The organism is Caballeronia sp. LZ008 (assembly GCF_031451435.1).
Taxonomy (GTDB): Bacteria; Pseudomonadota; Gammaproteobacteria; order Burkholderiales; family Burkholderiaceae; genus Caballeronia; species Caballeronia zhejiangensis.
Map to the genome: position 1 here is coordinate 301449 of NZ_JARUXK010000001.1, position 16408 is coordinate 317856.

Below are 16408 nucleotides of genomic sequence, written 5' to 3' on the forward strand. Positions count from 1 at the left end.
TTTTATTCGATCCCGAGTTCCGATTCCATCGCCGCTGTCGTCCGTATCTCGTCGATCTTCAGCGCGGATCCGATGCACGCCTTCGCGAGCGGCTCGGCCGCTTTCCTCGCCACTTCCTCCGGCACCGGAATATTCGTCGCGCGGGCGAGATCGCCGCACTGGAACATCGCGAGATCGCCGGGGGCGAAGCGCGTCCAGATTTCGTTGTCGGTGAGCGGCGACGTCGCGATCACGGCGACGCGGTCTTCCGGCGTCGTGTACTTGGCGAAATCGATCGACATGTCGGCATCGATCAGATGCGCGGTCGAGAACGGCCAGCTACGCACCAGGTAGTACAAATGCGTCGAGCAGTGCGAGAAGAGCGCCTGCCCGTTCGACATCAGAAAGTTGAAGACGCCGTATTGCGTGATGTCGCGGGTGAGTTCGGCGAGCGCGTCGAACAGTTCGTCGAGCGGCGGCTGCGAGCACGGAAACGCGCGCCGCAAGCCTTGCAGCAGCGCGCAGAAGGCAAGCTCGCTGTCCGTCGTGCCGACCGGCTGATATACGCCGGTGAGTTCGGGTGCGTGGCCTTTGAGGTCGCCGTTGTGCGCGAAGATCCAGTGCCGGCCCCACAGTTCGCGCATGAACGGATGGCAGTTCTCGAGCAGGATATGCCCCTGCGTCGCCTTGCGGATATGCGCGATCGTGTTCTTCGACTTGATCGGATAGCGCTTCACCATGTCCGCGAGCGGCGAACTGGCGGACGACTGATGATCGATGAAAAGCCGGCAGGCCTTGTCCTCGAAAAACGCGATGCCCCAGCCGTCGGCATGATGATCGGTGACGCCGCCGCGCGCCGCGAAACCGGTGAACGAGAACGTCACGTCGGTCGGTTCGGCGCAGTTCATTCCGAGAAGTTGGCACATGATGCTGAGGCGGTCGGCTTTTGGCCTGTTGTTACAATACGTCCGACAAGCATATCACCGAGACCGAATCGAAAAAAACGCGCAAACGCTCGTCGATGCGCGCGTTGTGGAAATTCCACGGCGATTTTTTCCGGTCCTTGCGTGGACTTGCGCCATTCCAACGTTCCCCGTCATCTCGCCATGTCCGCTACTTCATCCTCGCCCAATTCGCTCACGATCGCGCGTCCCGACGACTGGCATCTGCACGTGCGCGACGGCGCGACGCTCGCGGCCGTCCTGCCGCACACGGCGCGCCAGTTCGGCCGCGCAATCATCATGCCGAATCTGAAGCCGCCCGTGACGACGACGGAAATGGCCGCGGCCTATCGCGAGCGCATTCTGGCGGCGCTTCCGAAGGGCGCGCGCTTCGAGCCGTTGATGACGCTCTATCTCACCGACAACACGCCGCCCGACGAAATCCGCCGCGCGAAGGAAAGCGGCTTCGTGCATGGCGTGAAGCTGTATCCGGCGGGCGCGACGACCAATTCCGACGCAGGCGTGACCGATCTGCTCGGCAAATGCGCGAAAACGCTCGAAGCGATGCAGGAAGTCGGCATGCCCTTGCTGACTCACGGCGAAGTGACCGATAGCGACATCGACGTGTTCGATCGCGAGAAAGTGTTCATCGACCGCGTGATGACGCCGCTGCGCCGCGATTTTCCCGCGCTGAAAGTCGTGTTCGAGCACATCACGACGAAGGACGCCGCCGATTACGTGCGCGACGCGGACGGCGAGATCGGCGCGACGATCACCGCGCATCACCTGCTGTACAACCGCAACATCATGCTGGTCGGCGGCATGCGTCCGCATTACTACTGCCTGCCGGTGCTGAAGCGCGAGACGCATCGCGTGGCGCTCGTCGAAGCGGCGACGTCGGGCAATCCGCGCTTTTTCCTCGGCACGGACAGCGCGCCGCATCCGAAGGGCTTGAAGGAGCACGCGTGCGGTTGCGCGGGTTGCTACACGGCGCTGCACGCGCTCGAACTCTATGCGGAAACTTTCGACAAAGCCGGCGCGCTCGACAAGCTCGAAGGCTTCGCGAGCTTCCACGGCGCGGACTTCTACGGTCTGCCGCGCAGCAAGGAATCGGTGACGATCGAGCGCGGTTCGTGGACGTTGCCCGCCGAATTCACCGCCGGCGATTCGACCGTCGTGCCGCTGCGTGGCGGCGAATCGATCGGCTGGCGTTTCGTGGACGCGCAGTAAGCACGCCGACGTGAGCGCGGGTTTCGCCGATATCGACTGGGCGCGGCCTTGGCTCGCGTCCATCGAAGCGCGCGGCAGGCGCTGGCAGACGGCGGCGCTCGCGGGTTACGACAACTATCTCGCGACATTGAACGACGACGCCACGGCCGCCGCGCAGGTCACGGGCCGCGGCAAGCCGCTTGCATTCATCGCGCAGGAAGCGCTGCCTTCGGGTGCGTCGTACGAAGGTCACATCGCGCAGACCGGCTGCGTGCCGACGCGCCACAATCTCCACGATTTCTTCAACGCCTCGATGTGGTTCGCGTATCCGCGCATCAAGGCGGCGCTCAACGCGCGGCAGGCCGAGCAGATCGATACGCTCGGCATCGGACCGACGCGCGGCGGCGTGCGCGACGCGCTCACGCTCTTCGATGAAAACGCGGTGTTCTTCGCCTGCGCCGATGCATCGCTTGGACGCGCGCTGCGCGGTTTCGGCTGGCGCACGCTCTTCGTCGGCGAGCGCGCGGCGTGGGGCACGCGCTGCGAGGCGCGCATTTTCGGGCACGCGTTGCTGGAAAAGCTCGTCGCGCCGTACAAGGCGTGCACGGGGCACGCGTGGATCGTCGATGTTCCCGCCGACTATTTTTCGCTCGACGATGCCGCGCGCCGCGCGTTCATCGACGGATGCGTGTCCGAACGGCTGAACGCCGCGCCGATCGACAGCCGCGCGTTCGCGCCGCTGCCGGTGCTGGGCGTGCCGGGCTGGTGGGACGCGAATGCATCGCCCGATTTCTACGACGACGTTTCCGTCTTTCGACCGGGCCGCCGATCGCGCGGATGCTAAAATGACGAGTTGCAAAGCGGGCCAGGCAATCGCGGCCTCCGAGGTGAAAGCCGAAGAGGGCGAGGAAAGTCCGGACTCCACAGGGCAGGGTGATGGCTAACGGCCATCCGTGGCGACACGCGGAACAGGGCAACAGAAAGCAAACCGCCGATGGCTCCGGGCGCAAGTCCGGAGATCAGGTAAGGGTGAAACGGTGCGGTAAGAGCGCACCGCGGACGTCGCGAGACGTTCCGGCACGGTAACCTCCACCCGGAGCAATTCCAAATAGGCAGGCGCGCATCTTCGCGATGCAGGACGGGGCCCCCGTTCGTCTGCGGGTAGGAAGCTTGAGCGCGTCAGTAATGACGCGTCTAGAGGAATGATTGCCACGCGCGTCGCTTTCGGGCGGCGCGTGCACAGAATCCGGCTTATCGGCCCGCTTTGTCGTCATTCAAAAGAGAAGAGCCGGCGTCTCGCGACGTCGGCTCTTTTCGTTTTTGCTTCCGATGAAACTTACGCTTCGACGATCTCGAACGAATGCGTCAGCTCCGCCGATTTCGCCAGCATGATCGACGCCGAGCAATATTTGTCGTGCGACAGGTTGATCGCGCGCTCGACGGTCGCCGGGTTCAGGTTCTTGCCCGTCACGGTGAAGTGAAAGTGGATCTTCGTGAAGACTTTCGGGTCTTCGCTCGCGCGGTCGGCCTTCAGCGTGACCGAGCAGCCCTGGATTTCCTGACGGCTCTTTTTCAGGATCATCACGACGTCGTAGGCGGTGCATCCGCCGGTGCCGAGCAGCACCATTTCCATCGGGCGCGGCGCGAGATTGCGGCCGCCGCCTTCCGGTGCGCCGTCCATGTTTACGAGATGGCCGCTTCCCGTCTCGGCGGCGAAGGCCATGCCGTCTTGTCCCATCCAGCTAACTTTGCATTCCATGCTCAGGCTCCAGCTGTTCAGCGCGTCGTTACAGAGGCTACATTGTAGCGGTTCGGAATTTTTCCACCGGTCGCTGCTTACGAGCATCTACCGGTTGACGAAGCGTAAATCGGCGCGGCGATTCTGATGCCGGCCGTGAGCGCGCCAGTCGAGGACGGGCTCTAAAGGCTCATCGCGACGGCGTCCAGGCAGTCGCGGCCCGTAAACATCTGAAAATAAAGGGCTTTCGGGGGACATGTCCATTGTGCTCAGATTCCAGATTATGAAATCATATTCCACCATGCAAATCTTCTTGCTTTGCAGCATGACCGTGCCTATACTCGTTTCTGTCTCCTCCACCTCCTCCTTTGGTGGATTAAGCCCGAGCCAAGCTGCTCGGGCTTTTTTTCGTCCTCGCGCCTGTCGAAGCATTCTTTTGACGCGGCGACCAAATTCCCTTTATAATTCAAAGTTCTCTTCGCCACACGCCCGCGGAGAGAGGCTTGTGAGAGCCTGCACGCGCCCGGTTTCGACCTGAGCGCACTCATATAAGCAGGGCCGAACAAGACACAGTTCAAGGGCAGATCAATTTTTTGGATCGATCATGAAGACGTTTTCCGCAAAAGCCGAAGAGGTGACGCGCGAATGGTACGTGATTGACGCGACGGATAAGGTTCTCGGCCGTGTCGCCAGCGAAGTGGCACGCCGTCTTCGCGGCAAGCACAAGCCTGAATTCACTCCGCACGTCGACACCGGTGATTTCATCATCGTCGTCAATGCCGGCAAGTTGAAGGTCACCGGCAACAAGACCACGGACAAGAAGTACTATCGTCACTCGGGCTACCCGGGCGGCATCTACGAAACGACGTTCGGCAAGATGCAAGAGCGTTTCCCGGGCCGCGCGCTCGAGAAGGCTGTCAAGGGCATGCTTCCGAAGGGTCCGCTCGGCTACGCGATGATCAAGAAGCTGAAGGTCTACGCCGAAGCAACGCATCCGCATACGGCTCAACAGCCTAAAGCGCTCGAGATCTAAGGGGAGCCCACATGATCGGTAACTGGAACTACGGTACGGGCCGCCGCAAGAGCGCCGTCGCTCGTGTCTTCATCAAGTCGGGCAAGGGCGAAATCATCGTCAATGGCAAGCCCATCGCCGACTACTTCTCGCGTGAAACGTCGCTGATGATCGTGCGCCAGCCGCTCGAACTCACGAACCACGCCACCACGTTCGACATCAAGGTCAACGTCAACGGTGGCGGCGAGACGGGTCAAGCCGGTGCGGTTCGCCACGGCATCACCCGCGCGCTGATGGACTACGACGCTACGCTCAAGTCGCAACTGTCGAACGCAGGCTTCGTCACGCGTGACGCGCGTGAAGTGGAACGTAAGAAGGTCGGTTTCCACAAGGCACGCCGCCGCAAGCAGTTCTCGAAGCGTTAAGCGTTTCTTGCCGGACGGGTTCCGGCGAAGCTGCAAAAGCCGCCCGCACGCCCTGTGCAGGCGGCTTTTTTCGTTTTGGCGCGTTTGGGCTGGACCATGTCGAATTTTCATATAGCCCATTGATTCCATGGACATTCGGCACGATATTGAGATCAGCCCTACAATAGCGGCTAGAAGCTTAATTGGAGAATTCGAATGAGCGCTGTCAGCGACACCCCCACGACCGAAATGCCGATGCCGTTCGTCTTCACCGACGCGGCCGCGGAAAAGGTCAAGTCATTGATCGATGAAGAAGGCAATCCGGATCTGAAGCTGCGCGTGTTCGTGCAAGGCGGCGGCTGCTCGGGTTTCCAGTACGGTTTCACGTTCGACGAAGAAGTGAACGAAGACGACACCGTCATGGACAAGGCTGGCGTGCAGTTGCTCGTCGATTCGATGAGCTATCAGTATCTCGTCGGTGCGGAGATCGACTATAAGGACGACATCAACGGCGCCCAGTTCGTCATCAAGAATCCGAACGCCACGACGACTTGCGGTTGCGGTTCGTCGTTCTCGGTCTAAGCGTGCATTTCTGACGCTGAAGAAAACGGAGCCTCAGCGGCTCCGTTTTTTGTTAACGCGGATAAATCGCGCCGAGCACGCGCTCGCCCGCCGCGCCCGTCACCGCGGGCAGATTGCCCGGCTCGCGCGCGACACAGCGCATCGCGAGCCACGCGAAAGCAAGCGCTTCCACTTGTTGCGGCGGCACGCCGAGCGCCTCGGTCGTCATCACGGGAACGCCTGCGATTTTGCTGCCTTCGAGCGCCTGCTGGAGCATCTTCATCAACACAGGATTGCGTGCGCCGCCGCCGCACACGTACACGGCGCGCGTGTCCGGCGCGTGTCGCGCGATCTCGCGCGCGACGGTCGTCGCGGTGAGGGCCGTGAGCGTCGCCTGGACATCGGCGGGAGCGAGGTTCGCGAAGGCTGCGAGCTTCGCGTCCATCCACGCCGGATTGAACAGATCGCGCCCTGTGCTCTTCGGCGGCGCGAGGTCGAAAAACGGTTCGTCGAGTAGCGCGTCGAGAAGCGATTGATCGATTCGGCCTTTGGCTGCGAACTGCCCGCCGTCGTCATAGGCGCGCTGTGTGTGGCGCAAAGCCCATTCGTCGATCAGCGCGTTGGCCGGGCCGCAATCGAAGCCGCGCACGTCTCCGTTCGCCGCGAGAATCGTGATGTTGCTGATGCCGCCGAGGTTGCACACGACGCGCGTCTCGTTCTTTTCGCCGAACACGGTCGTGTGGAACGCCGGCACGAGCGGCGCGCCCTGGCCGCCCGCGGCGACATCGCGGCTGCGGAAATCGGCGACCACGTCGATGCTGGTCATCTCCGCGAGCAACGCCGGATTGTTGATCTGCCGTGTGTAGCCTTTGTCAGGCCGATGCCGCACCGTCTGGCCGTGCACGCCGATCGCGCGCACCTTCGTCGCCGAGCATCCGCTCATGCTCTGCAGTTCGTGGCAGCAGACGGCATAGCGTGTCGCGAGCGCATTCGCGGCGAGCGCTTCGCGTTCGAGTTCGTTGTCGCCGGGCGACTGCAGTTCGAACAGCGCATCGCGCAAGCCTTTGGAAAAGGAGACATGCGCCTCGCCGAGCACGACGGGCGGCTTGCCCGTCGCGAACTGGACCGCGACACCATCGACGCCGTCCATGCTGGTTCCGGACATCAAACCGAAGTACACGCCGTCCGCCTTGCCGGTTTCGATTGCTTCGGTTTTCTTTCCCACGCTGATCTCCTCGTCGATGCCGATGTTGCCAATCAGCGGCGATTATCCGCGTTACGGGGCGAATCGTTAAGACGCGATTCCACACTCCTGAGCGCCGAATGCCGCGCAAAACCGCGCGATCAGACACGAAAGGGCGCGAATGCCCGCGTCATCGCGTAAAATCGTGAGCCTGAACAAGCAATTGCGCGCGATTTCGTCATTTTCCGCGCCCCACTTCTCGACGCGGCATCTGCGCAGGCCACGCCACCGCATCGCCGGTCATCGAACCCTTTTGACTTCACAAGCCGCAAGCATGACCACTGATTCCAACGCGCCCAGCTTCCCGATCACCGAAGATGTCAAAAGCGCGCTCGCCATCGCCAAGCGCGGCTGCGACGAACTGCTGATCGAAGACGAATTCGCGCAGAAGCTCGCGCGAAGCGCCGCGACGGGCAAGCCGCTGCGTATCAAGCTCGGCCTCGATCCGACCGCGCCCGACATTCACATCGGCCATACGGTCGTGCTGAACAAGATGCGCCAGTTGCAGGATCTCGGCCACCAGGTCATTTTTCTGATCGGCGATTTCACGTCGCTGATCGGCGATCCGTCTGGCCGCAACGCGACGCGCCCGCCGCTCACGCGCGAGCAGATCGAGATGAACGCGAAGACGTACTTCGAGCAGGCGGCGCTCGTGCTGGATCGCGAAAAGACCGAAATCCGCTACAACAGCGAATGGTCGATGCCGCTCGGCGCCGACGGCATGATCAAGCTCGCATCGCGCTACACGGTCGCGCGCATTCTTGAGCGCGAGGACTTCACGAAGCGCTTCCAGGGCGGCGTGCCCATTTCGATCCACGAATTCCTCTATCCGCTGATGCAGGGCTACGATTCCGTCGCGCTCAACGCGGATCTCGAACTCGGCGGCACGGACCAGAAGTTCAATCTGCTCGTCGGCCGCGAGTTGCAGAAGCAGTACGGCCAGGAACAGCAGTGCATTCTGACGATGCCGCTGCTCGAAGGTCTCGACGGCGTCGAAAAGATGTCGAAGTCGAAGAACAACTACGTCGGCATCAGCGAGAAGCCGACCGAGATGTTCGGCAAGCTGATGAGCATTTCGGACGTGCTCATGTGGCGTTACTTCGAACTGCTGTCTTTCCGCCCGATGAGCGAAATCGAAGGCTACAAGCGCGAAGCCGAAGGCGGCCGCAATCCGCGCGACTTCAAGGTGATGCTGGCGCAGGAAATCGTCGCGCGCTTTCACTCGCCGGCGGATGCGGAGCGTGCGCTCGAAGACTTCAATCATCGCGCGAAGGGCGGCGTGCCCGACGACATTCCGACTGTCACGCTCGCAGGCGCGCCGGTCGCGATCGGCCAGCTGCTCAAGCAGGCGGGACTCGTGCCGTCGACGAGCGAAGCGCTGCGCAACATCGAGCAGGGCGGCGTGAAGATCGACGGCGCGACGGTCTCCGACAAGGGGCTGAAGGTCGAAGCGGGCGAGTTCGTCGTGCAGGTGGGCAAGCGCCGCTTCGCGCGCGTCACGCTGACGGCGTAAGCCGATGATCGCGCTCATTCAGCGTGTGAAGCGCGCCGATGTGCGCGTGGGCGAGCGCGTGACCGGCGCGATCGACGCGGGCCTGCTCGCGCTGGTCTGCGCCGAGCGCGGCGACAGCGAAGCCGCCGCCGACAAGCTGCTCGCGAAGATGCTCGGCTACCGCGTGTTCAGCGATGCAGCGGGCAAGATGAATCTCTCGGTGCAAGGCGTTGCCGGCGGCTTGCTGCTCGTCTCGCAGTTCACGCTTGCCGCCGACACGAACAGCGGCTTGCGCCCGAGCTTCACGCCCGCCGCGCCGCCCGACGAAGGCAAGCGGCTCTTCAATTATTTCGTGACGCAAGCGCGCGCGAAGCATCCCGTCGTCGAAACGGGCGAGTTCGGCGCGGAAATGCAGGTGTCGCTCGTGAACGACGGGCCAGTCACTTTCTGGCTTCAGGTACGACCATGACGACTCAGGTTCTCTTTATTCGACACGGCGAAACCGACTGGAACCGCATCAAGCGCATTCAAGGGCATATCGACATCCCGTTGTCCGAACATGGCTTTCTGCAGGCGGAACAGCTCGGCCGGCGTCTGGCGCACGACGGGCGCATCGACGCGGTCTATTCGAGCGATCTGCAACGCGCGCAGCAGACGGCGCGTCCTTTCGCGGATGCGCTCGGGCTCGACGTGCGGTTATCGGAGAACTTGCGCGAGCGTTTCTATGGCGCGTTCCAAGGCCACGACAGCGACGAGATCAACGACAAGTTTCCCGCCGAATATATCGAATGGCAGACGCGCGACCCCGGCTTCTCGCCACCCGGCGACGGTGAATCGCAGCGCGTGTTTTATCACCGCATCGTGCATGCGATTGAACCGATCGTCGCGGCGCACGCGGGCGGGCGCATCGCGGTCGTCGCGCATGGCGGCGTGCTCGATTGTGTGTACAGGTTCGCGATGAACCTGCCGTTGCAGGAGCCGCGCAACTGGCCGCTGCTCAATTGCAGCGTGAACGTGGTGGACTATGCCGATGGCGGCGCGAAGGTCGCGTCGTGGGGCGATATCGCGCATCTGTCGACGGACACGGACGACGACAATCTGCGCAAGCGGGCCTAGCCGTTGTTCGTATCCCAAAGATCCCGAATCGGCCCCGCATCCGGCGCAGCAAGACCGAAGTGCCGATACGTGAGCATCGTCGCGACCCGTCCGCGTGGCGTGCGCTGCAAAAAGCCCTGCTGAATCAGATACGGCTCCAGCACGTCCTCGATCGTGTCGCGCTCCTCGCCGATAGCCGCAGCGAGGTTATCCACGCCGACCGGCCCGCCATCGAACTTGTGCAGGATGGCTTCGAGCAGCTTGCGGTCCATCAGATCGAAGCCGACGGGATCGACGTCGAGCATTTTCAGCGCTTTGTCGGCGACGTCGGCGGTGATCATGCCGTTCGCCTTTACTTCGGCGTAATCGCGCACGCGGCGCAGCAGCCGGTTCGCGATACGCGGCGTGCCGCGCGAGCGCTTTGCGATTTCCAGCGCGCCTTCCGGCACGATCTCCGCCTTCAACAACGACGCGGATCGCGACACGATGCGCGCCAGTTCGCTCGCGTTATAGAACTCCAGCCGCGACACGATGCCGAAGCGGTCGCGCAGCGGGTTCGTCAGCATGCCCGCGCGCGTGGTCGCGCCGACTAGCGTGAACGGCTGCAGATCCAGTTTCACGCTGCGTGCGGCCGGCCCTTCGCCGATCATGATGTCGATCTGATAATCCTCGAGCGCCGGATACAGGATTTCCTCGACGACCGGCGAAAGCCGATGAATTTCGTCGATGAACAGCACGTCGTTCGCTTCGAGATTCGTGAGCAGCGCGGCGAGATCGCCCGCGCGCTCGAGCACCGGTCCCGACGTCTGCCGCAGATTCACGCCCATTTCCCGCGCGATGATGTGCGCGAGCGTCGTCTTGCCGAGACCCGGCGGCCCGAACAGCAGCACGTGATCGAGCGCTTCGGAACGGCGCTTCGCCGCCTCGATGAAGATTTCGAGCTGGCCGCGCGCCTTTTCCTGCCCGATGTATTCATCGAGCTTGTGCGGACGCAGTGCGCGCTCGAACGCTTCCTCGTTCGGCGAGACGGGCGAGGCCGAGATGACGCGTTCGGCGGCGAGTTTGTCGGTTTCGATCATTTTTCGATTGTACAGCGAGCTTTTGCGCGACGAAGCTGGCCGAATGGCCTAGGCTATCAGCCCTTCGAAAGCGCCTTCAACGCCAGCTTGATGCCCTCGGACACGCCCGTTCCGGCCGGCACGTTCTTGACCGCGGCGAGCGCTTCCTTCTCCGAATAGCCGAGCGCGAGCAGTGCGTTGAGAATGTCGGACGCGTGATCGGACTGCGAAACCGTGCCCGCGATCGCGCCGAGATCCGCGCCGAGCTTGCCTTTCAGTTCGAGCAGCAGGCGCTCCGCCGTCTTCTTGCCGATGCCCGGCACGCGCGTGAGGCGCGCGGCGTCCTGCGTCGTCACGGTTTGCGAGAGCTCGTGCACGCTCATGCCCGAAAGCACCGCGAGCGCCATGCGCGCGCCGATCCCGCTGATCTTCAGCAACTCGCGGAACGTCGAACGCTCCTGCGCGGTGAGAAAACCGTACAGCAGATGCGCGTCCTCGCGCACGATCAACTGCGTGAGCAGCACGACCTTCTCGCCGGCATTCGGCAGGTTGTAGAACGTGCTCATCGGCACGTCGATTTCGTAGCCGACGCCGTTGCAATCGACGAGCAAATGCGGCGGATTTTTTTCCAGCAGAACGCCGGCGATGCGACCGATCATGTTTGGTATTCGTAGAGGAAATTAGCCGATGAGACGACCGCGCCGCACGCGCAAGCCCTTCTTGGCCAGCCCCGGCGCGATGCCGCCCAGGGCCGCGAGGCCGGTGCCGCCGTGCGCGTGACAGATCGCCATGCCGAGCGCATCGGCGGCGTCGGTGCCGGGCACGCCGGAAAGCGACAGCAGACGCACGACCATCTGCTGCATCTGTTCCTTGGTCGCGCGTCCGTAGCCGACGACCGCCTGCTTCAGTTGCAGCGCCGTGTATTCGGCAACCGGCACGCCGCTCGCGACGAGCCCGCAGATGGCCGCGCCGCGCGCCTGCCCGAGGAGCAGCGTCGACTGCGGATTCACGTTGACGAAGACTTTTTCGATCGCCGCCTGATCCGGATTGTGCTGCGCGATGAGCGTCGAGATGCCGCTGAAAATGGTGTTGAGACGCGAAGGCAGATCCGCCTCGGCCGTCTTGATGACGCCGCTCGTCACGTAGTTGAGCGTGTGCCCCGTCTTCTCGATGATGCCGAAGCCCGTCACGCGCAGGCCGGGGTCGATGCCAAGGATTCTCATTCGTTCGCGTTTCGCGGCTCGTTGAAACTAAAAAGGCCTGTTTGCGCCGTTCGAAGCGCAAACAGGCCAATCTTAAATGAAGCGGCCGCGATCAATGGCGGAAATGCCGCGTGCCCGTGAAAATCATCGTGATGTTGTGCTCGTCGGCGGCGGCGATCACTTCGTCATCGCGCATCGATCCGCCTGGCTGGATCACGCAGGTCGCGCCCGCGTTCACGACGACATCGAGGCCGTCGCGGAACGGGAAGAACGCATCCGATGCCACCGCCGAGCCGTTCAGCGTCAGGCCGGCGTTCTGCGCCTTGATGCCCGCGATGCGCGCCGAATCCACGCGGCTCATCTGGCCTGCGCCGACGCCCATCGTCATGCCGTTCGCGCAGAACACGATGGCGTTCGACTTCACGAACTTCGCGACGCGCCACGCGAACATCAGATCGTCCATTTCCTTCGGCGTCGGATGACGCTTCGTCACGACGCGCAACTCGTGCGGCTGCACGTTCTTCGCATCGAGCGATTGCACGAGCAGACCGCCGCCGACGCGCTTCAGATCGAACGCGTTGTGGCCGTCGCCGAGCGCGATCTGCAAGAGACGCACGTTCTGCTTCGCCGCGAACACGGCGCGCGCCGCCTCGCTGAACGACGGCGAGATCAGCACTTCGACGAACTGCTTCGCGACAGCCTGCGCCGCCGCTTCGTCCACTTCACGATTGAACGCGATGATGCCGCCGAACGCCGAAGTCGGGTCCGTCTGGAACGCCTTCGAATACGCTTCGGCCGCATTCGCGCCGAGCGCCACGCCGCACGGATTCGCGTGCTTGATGATGACGCACGCCGGCGCGTCGAACGTCTTCACGCATTCCCACGCGGCGTCCGAATCTGCGATGTTGTTGTACGACAGTTCCTTGCCCTGCAACTGCTCGTAGTTCGCGAGCGCGCCGGCCGGCACGCTCAGATCGCGATAAAAGGCCGCGTTCTGATGCGGATTCTCGCCGTAACGCAAATCCTGCGCTTTCTCGAACGCGAGGTTGAAAGTCGCCGGATACGTATTGCGGCTCGAATGCTGCAGCTCTTCGGTCAGGCTCGTCAGATAGTTCGTGATCGCGCCGTCGTACTGCGCAGTGTGCGCGAAGACTTTCGTCGCGAGACGGAAATTCGTCTGGTAGCCGACGTTGTTGCCGTTTGCGCGCATCTCGTCGAGGACGGCGGAGTAATCGGCCGGATCGACGACGACCGTCACGTCGCGATGATTCTTCGCCGCCGAGCGCAGCATCGTCGGACCGCCGATGTCGATGTTCTCGATCGCGTCTTCCAGCGAGCACTCTTCCTTCGAGACCGTCTGCACGAACGGATACAGATTCACCACCAGCAGATCGATGGTCGGAATGTCGTGCTTTTCCAGCGCGGCCATGTGCTCGGGCAGGTCGCGGCGCGCGAGAATGCCGCCGTGAACCTTCGGATGCAGCGTCTTCACGCGCCCGTCGAGCATTTCCGGAAAGCCGGTGTAATCGGCGACTTCGGTCACGGGCAGGCCCGCGTCGGCGAGCAGTTTCGCCGTGCCGCCGGTCGAGAGGAGCTTGACGCCAAGCGCCGACAGCGATTTGGCGAAATCGACGATGCCGGATTTGTCGGAAACGGAGAGGAGCGCTTGCTTGATCATGATGAACACTGAAACCGAAAAGGGAAACCAGGCCGGACCAAGGCGCGCGCCTCAGTCCGATGAATCAAATCAATCCGTGCTGCTGAAGCTTCTTGCGTAAGGTGTTGCGGTTGATGCCGAGATACTCGGCCGCGAGCGATTGGTTTCCGCCCGCCTGCTCGAGCACCACTTCGAGCATCGGTTTTTCCACGCACGAAATCACCATGTCGTACACGTCGTGCGGGTTGGAGCCGTCCAGGTCCTGAAAATAGTTGTCGAGGCTCTGGCGGACGCATTGTTCGATGTTATGTCTGCTCATGCGGCAATCAGTCGGTCTGTCGTGTTGTTGAGCCCGCCGCACGATTCTTCCCCGTCCGCGTCCTCGGCGTCACCGGCCTCGTCCACATAGACGAGACGGTCCGACAACGCCTTTTGCGCGTCAAAGAATTCGTTGACAGCGAGCAATTGTTCTTTGGTCGTGTCCAGCGTATTCATCCGGTGCCGGAAGGTGTTGGCGCCGGAAAGGCCGCGAGTGTACCAGCCGATATGCTTGCGCGCAGTCCGAACGCCCGTGAATTCCCCATAAAAGGCGTAGTGATCTTCGAGGTGCTCGTTCATCACCTGCTGGATCTCGTCGATGCGCGGCGGCGGCAGGCGCTCGCCGGTATTCAGAAAGTGTTCGATCTCGCGAAAGAGCCACGGACGGCCCTGCGCCGCGCGGCCGATCATGATGGCGTCGGCGTGCGTGGCGGCGAGCACGTCGCGGGCTTTTTCGGGCGTGGTGATGTCGCCGTTCGCGACCACCGGAATCTTCACCGACGCCTTCACTGCCGCGATGGTTTCGTACTCCGCGTCGCCCTTGTAGAGATCGGCGCGCGTGCGGCCGTGGACGGTGAGCATCGAAATGCCGGCTTCCTGCGCGATCCGCGCGATGGTCAGCGCGTTCTTGTTCTCGCGATTCCAGCCCGTGCGAATCTTGAGCGTGACCGGCACCGCGTCCGGCCCCACGCCGACCGCCTGGACGACGGCCTCCACGATGCGCGCGACCAGCGGCTCGTTCTGCAGCAGCGCGGAACCCGCGGCCACGTTGCAGACCTTCTTCGCCGGGCAGCCCATATTGATGTCGATGATCTGCGCGCCGTTCGCGACGTTGTGGCGCGCGGCCTCGGCGAGCATCTGCGGATCCGCGCCCGCGATCTGCACGGAAATCGGCTCGACCTCGCCCGCATGGTTGGCGCGGCGCATGGTCTTCTCGCTCTTCCACAACTGCGCGTTCGACGCGACCATCTCCGACACCGCGTAGCCCGCGCCCATGCGCTTGCAGAGCTGCCGGAACGGGCGGTCGGTGACGCCTGCCATCGGTGCGACGAACAGGTTATTGCGCAGGACGTGTGAACCGATTGTGGGCATGAAGGCTAAACGATCCGCGCTGTCGATGCCGGCGAGAAGCCGCGTCAGGCGGATGCAACGTTGCTGAAGGGGAAACAGCTATTTTAACGCGAAGAGCGTGCTGAAATTAAGAGCAATCGCGTGCAAGTCATTAAATCTTCTATGAAAGAACGGCCGGCCATAGAGGATAAGTTCCCGGACTTCGCCTGGACGATTGCCCTTTTTTCGTGCTAGATCAGCGCCTTTGACCGAACATCATCTGACGGGCGAGGGCCGTTTTTACCGGCGGAAGGAATTCGAGAGCGGTCAGCGCGAGGCCGCGCATCGCCGCAAACGGCGGGAAATCGACTGTGAAGATGCGCGCGAGCGTATCGGTGGCGCCGATCGTCAGGCGCCGGTCCAGCGCACGGCGCTGCGCGAAACGGGCGAGCGCGAGCGGCCGGGGACCGTCGGCGGACAGCGCGTCGGTGAGCGCGAGCGCGTCGCGCAGGCCGAGATTCAGGCCCTGTCCGGCAACCGGATGCAGCGTCTGCGCGGCATTGCCGATCGCGACGGTGCGCCGGTCGACGAGCACGTCGAGCGCGGTCAGCCCGAGCGGAAACGCCGCGCGTGACGCGATGCGCGTGAAACGGCCCATGCGCGTGCCGAACGCAGCGCCGAGTTCGGCGAGGAAAGTGTCGTCGTCGAGCTGCATGCGGCGCGCGGCTTCGTCGGGCGAGCAGCACCAAACGAGCGAATAATCCGCGTGACGCTGGCCGCCGCACGGCAAAAGCGCGATCGGCCCTTCCGGCGTGAAGCGCTCCCACGCGACATTCGCGCGCGGATCGGACACGCTTACCGTGCCCACGATGGCCGTTTGCCCGTAATCGCGCGCGCGGCGCTCATCGGATGACTCGCCTTTCTGATAAAGACCGCCTTCCGCGTTCACGAGCACTTTCACGCGGATGGAGCGCTCGCCTTGCGCCGATTGCAGCGGCAAGGTGACGCCGTCGTTGTCCTGCAGCGGCGCGAGCGCGGACGTGTCGGTGAGCCAGTCGACCTTCGTTGCGCGGACCGCATCGGCGAGCGCGCCGACGAGCGAACCGTAGCGCACCACGTAGCCCAGTTCGGGCAACTCGTGCTCGTCGTGCTCGATCAACGTGCGGCCGAAATGCCCGCGCTGCGAGACATGGATGCGGCGGATCGGCGTGGCATCGCCCGGAAAGCCGAGCGGCTGCAGCATCACGCGGCTTCCGTGCGAAAGCGCGAGCGCGCGCGGATCGTTGGCGGCGGCTGCGGGCGTGCGCGCATCGATCAGCGCGATGGACAGCCGTGACGTCGCGCTGCGCCGGGCAAGCCAGCCGGCGAGCGCGAGCCCGACCGGCCCCGCGCCGACGATGGCGATGTCGTAATCGAAATGCGGTTCGATGCCTTGAACGTCGCTCATGG

The 16408-nt window shown here is 63.1% G+C and carries 18 protein-coding genes and 1 other RNA gene; 9 read left to right on the plus strand and 10 right to left on the minus strand.

Annotated elements, in window-relative coordinates; genetic code table 11:
• Positions 1–2: 2 nt before the first annotated feature.
• Positions 3–905, minus strand: coding sequence for a class II glutamine amidotransferase (locus tag QCE49_RS01475; protein ID WP_075583487.1), 903 nt, complete (start codon positions 903–905; stop codon positions 3–5).
• A gap of 180 nt (positions 906–1085) precedes the next feature.
• Between QCE49_RS01475 and pyrC the strand changes: the two genes are divergently transcribed.
• The 3 genes from pyrC to rnpB all read left to right on the plus strand — a co-directional run bounded on the left by pyrC (position 1086) and on the right by rnpB (position 3399).
• Positions 1086–2150 carry a dihydroorotase gene (pyrC, locus tag QCE49_RS01480; protein ID WP_175979792.1) on the plus strand — a complete coding sequence of 355 codons (1065 nt, stop codon included), beginning with the start codon at positions 1086–1088 and terminating at the stop codon, positions 2148–2150.
• A gap of 10 nt (positions 2151–2160) precedes the next feature.
• A complete protein-coding gene (locus QCE49_RS01485) occupies positions 2161–2973 on the plus strand; it encodes a DUF3025 domain-containing protein (RefSeq protein WP_033536582.1) in 813 nt (270 codons plus the stop codon).
• 13 nt (positions 2974–2986) lie between these two features.
• Positions 2987–3399: RNase P RNA component class A (gene rnpB / locus QCE49_RS01490), an RNA gene on the plus strand.
• Positions 3400–3465: 66 nt separating this feature from the next.
• Here the strand turns inward: rnpB and QCE49_RS01495 are convergent.
• Positions 3466–3888 carry an OsmC family protein gene (locus QCE49_RS01495; RefSeq protein ID WP_014190403.1) on the minus strand — a complete coding sequence of 141 codons (423 nt, stop codon included), beginning with the start codon at positions 3886–3888 and terminating at the stop codon, positions 3466–3468.
• A 583-nt stretch (positions 3889–4471) separates the two neighbouring features.
• Between QCE49_RS01495 and rplM the strand changes: the two genes are divergently transcribed.
• The 3 genes from rplM (at position 4472) to erpA (ending at position 5865) form a co-directional block, all read left to right on the plus strand.
• Positions 4472–4900 carry a 50S ribosomal protein L13 gene (gene rplM / locus QCE49_RS01500; protein WP_008351572.1) on the plus strand — a complete coding sequence of 143 codons (429 nt, stop codon included), beginning with the start codon at positions 4472–4474 and terminating at the stop codon, positions 4898–4900.
• 11 nt (positions 4901–4911) lie between these two features.
• Positions 4912–5304, plus strand: a complete 393-nt coding sequence (gene rpsI / locus QCE49_RS01505; RefSeq protein ID WP_008351569.1) for a 30S ribosomal protein S9 — start codon at positions 4912–4914, stop codon at positions 5302–5304.
• A 195-nt stretch (positions 5305–5499) separates the two neighbouring features.
• Positions 5500–5865, plus strand: a complete 366-nt coding sequence (erpA, locus tag QCE49_RS01510; protein WP_008351567.1) for an iron-sulfur cluster insertion protein ErpA — start codon at positions 5500–5502, stop codon at positions 5863–5865.
• Positions 5866–5917: 52 nt separating this feature from the next.
• Here the strand turns inward: erpA and QCE49_RS01515 are convergent, their stop codons facing one another.
• Complete coding sequence (locus QCE49_RS01515; protein ID WP_409017202.1) at positions 5918–7048, minus strand: anhydro-N-acetylmuramic acid kinase; 1131 nt, start codon at positions 7046–7048, stop codon at positions 5918–5920.
• A gap of 313 nt (positions 7049–7361) precedes the next feature.
• Here QCE49_RS01515 and tyrS point away from each other — a divergent pair, with 313 nt between their 5' ends.
• The 3 genes from tyrS to QCE49_RS01530 are packed head-to-tail and all read left to right on the plus strand — an operon-like array spanning position 7362 to position 9695.
• A complete protein-coding gene (gene tyrS / locus QCE49_RS01520) occupies positions 7362–8600 on the plus strand; it encodes a tyrosine--tRNA ligase (protein WP_008351563.1) in 1239 nt (412 codons plus the stop codon).
• A gap of 4 nt (positions 8601–8604) precedes the next feature.
• Complete coding sequence (gene dtd, locus QCE49_RS01525) at positions 8605–9048, plus strand: D-aminoacyl-tRNA deacylase (protein ID WP_250456605.1); 444 nt, start codon at positions 8605–8607, stop codon at positions 9046–9048.
• Positions 9045–9695 carry a histidine phosphatase family protein gene (locus tag QCE49_RS01530; protein ID WP_250433659.1) on the plus strand — a complete coding sequence of 217 codons (651 nt, stop codon included), beginning with the start codon at positions 9045–9047 and terminating at the stop codon, positions 9693–9695. Before dtd ends, QCE49_RS01530 begins: the two co-directional genes overlap by 4 nt.
• Here the strand turns inward: QCE49_RS01530 and ruvB are convergent.
• The 7 genes from ruvB to QCE49_RS01565 form a co-directional block, all read right to left on the minus strand.
• Entirely contained in the window at positions 9692–10753 is a 1062-nt protein-coding gene (gene ruvB / locus QCE49_RS01535) for a Holliday junction branch migration DNA helicase RuvB (protein WP_008351556.1), read from the minus strand. The genes QCE49_RS01530 and ruvB overlap by 4 nt on opposite strands.
• Positions 10754–10809: 56 nt before the next feature.
• Positions 10810–11391, minus strand: a complete 582-nt coding sequence (ruvA, locus tag QCE49_RS01540; RefSeq protein ID WP_008351554.1) for a Holliday junction branch migration protein RuvA — start codon at positions 11389–11391, stop codon at positions 10810–10812.
• Positions 11392–11412: 21 nt separating this feature from the next.
• Positions 11413–11955 carry a crossover junction endodeoxyribonuclease RuvC gene (ruvC, locus tag QCE49_RS01545; protein ID WP_008351552.1) on the minus strand — a complete coding sequence of 181 codons (543 nt, stop codon included), beginning with the start codon at positions 11953–11955 and terminating at the stop codon, positions 11413–11415.
• Positions 11956–12046: 91 nt separating this feature from the next.
• Positions 12047–13612 carry a bifunctional phosphoribosylaminoimidazolecarboxamide formyltransferase/IMP cyclohydrolase gene (gene purH / locus QCE49_RS01550; RefSeq protein WP_250456604.1) on the minus strand — a complete coding sequence of 522 codons (1566 nt, stop codon included), beginning with the start codon at positions 13610–13612 and terminating at the stop codon, positions 12047–12049.
• 64 nt (positions 13613–13676) lie between these two features.
• Positions 13677–13910 carry a Fis family transcriptional regulator gene (locus QCE49_RS01555; RefSeq protein WP_008351548.1) on the minus strand — a complete coding sequence of 78 codons (234 nt, stop codon included), beginning with the start codon at positions 13908–13910 and terminating at the stop codon, positions 13677–13679.
• The gene (gene dusB, locus QCE49_RS01560; protein ID WP_034470615.1) at positions 13907–15001 is read right to left on the minus strand and encodes a tRNA dihydrouridine synthase DusB; all 1095 of its coding nucleotides are present in this window, start codon (positions 14999–15001) and stop codon (positions 13907–13909) included. Before dusB ends, QCE49_RS01555 begins: the two co-directional genes overlap by 4 nt.
• A 214-nt stretch (positions 15002–15215) precedes the next feature.
• Positions 15216–16406: a UbiH/UbiF/VisC/COQ6 family ubiquinone biosynthesis hydroxylase gene (locus QCE49_RS01565; RefSeq protein WP_250456603.1), complete on the minus strand. Its 1191-nt coding sequence runs from the start codon at positions 16404–16406 to the stop codon at positions 15216–15218.
• Positions 16407–16408: the final 2 nt, after the last annotated feature.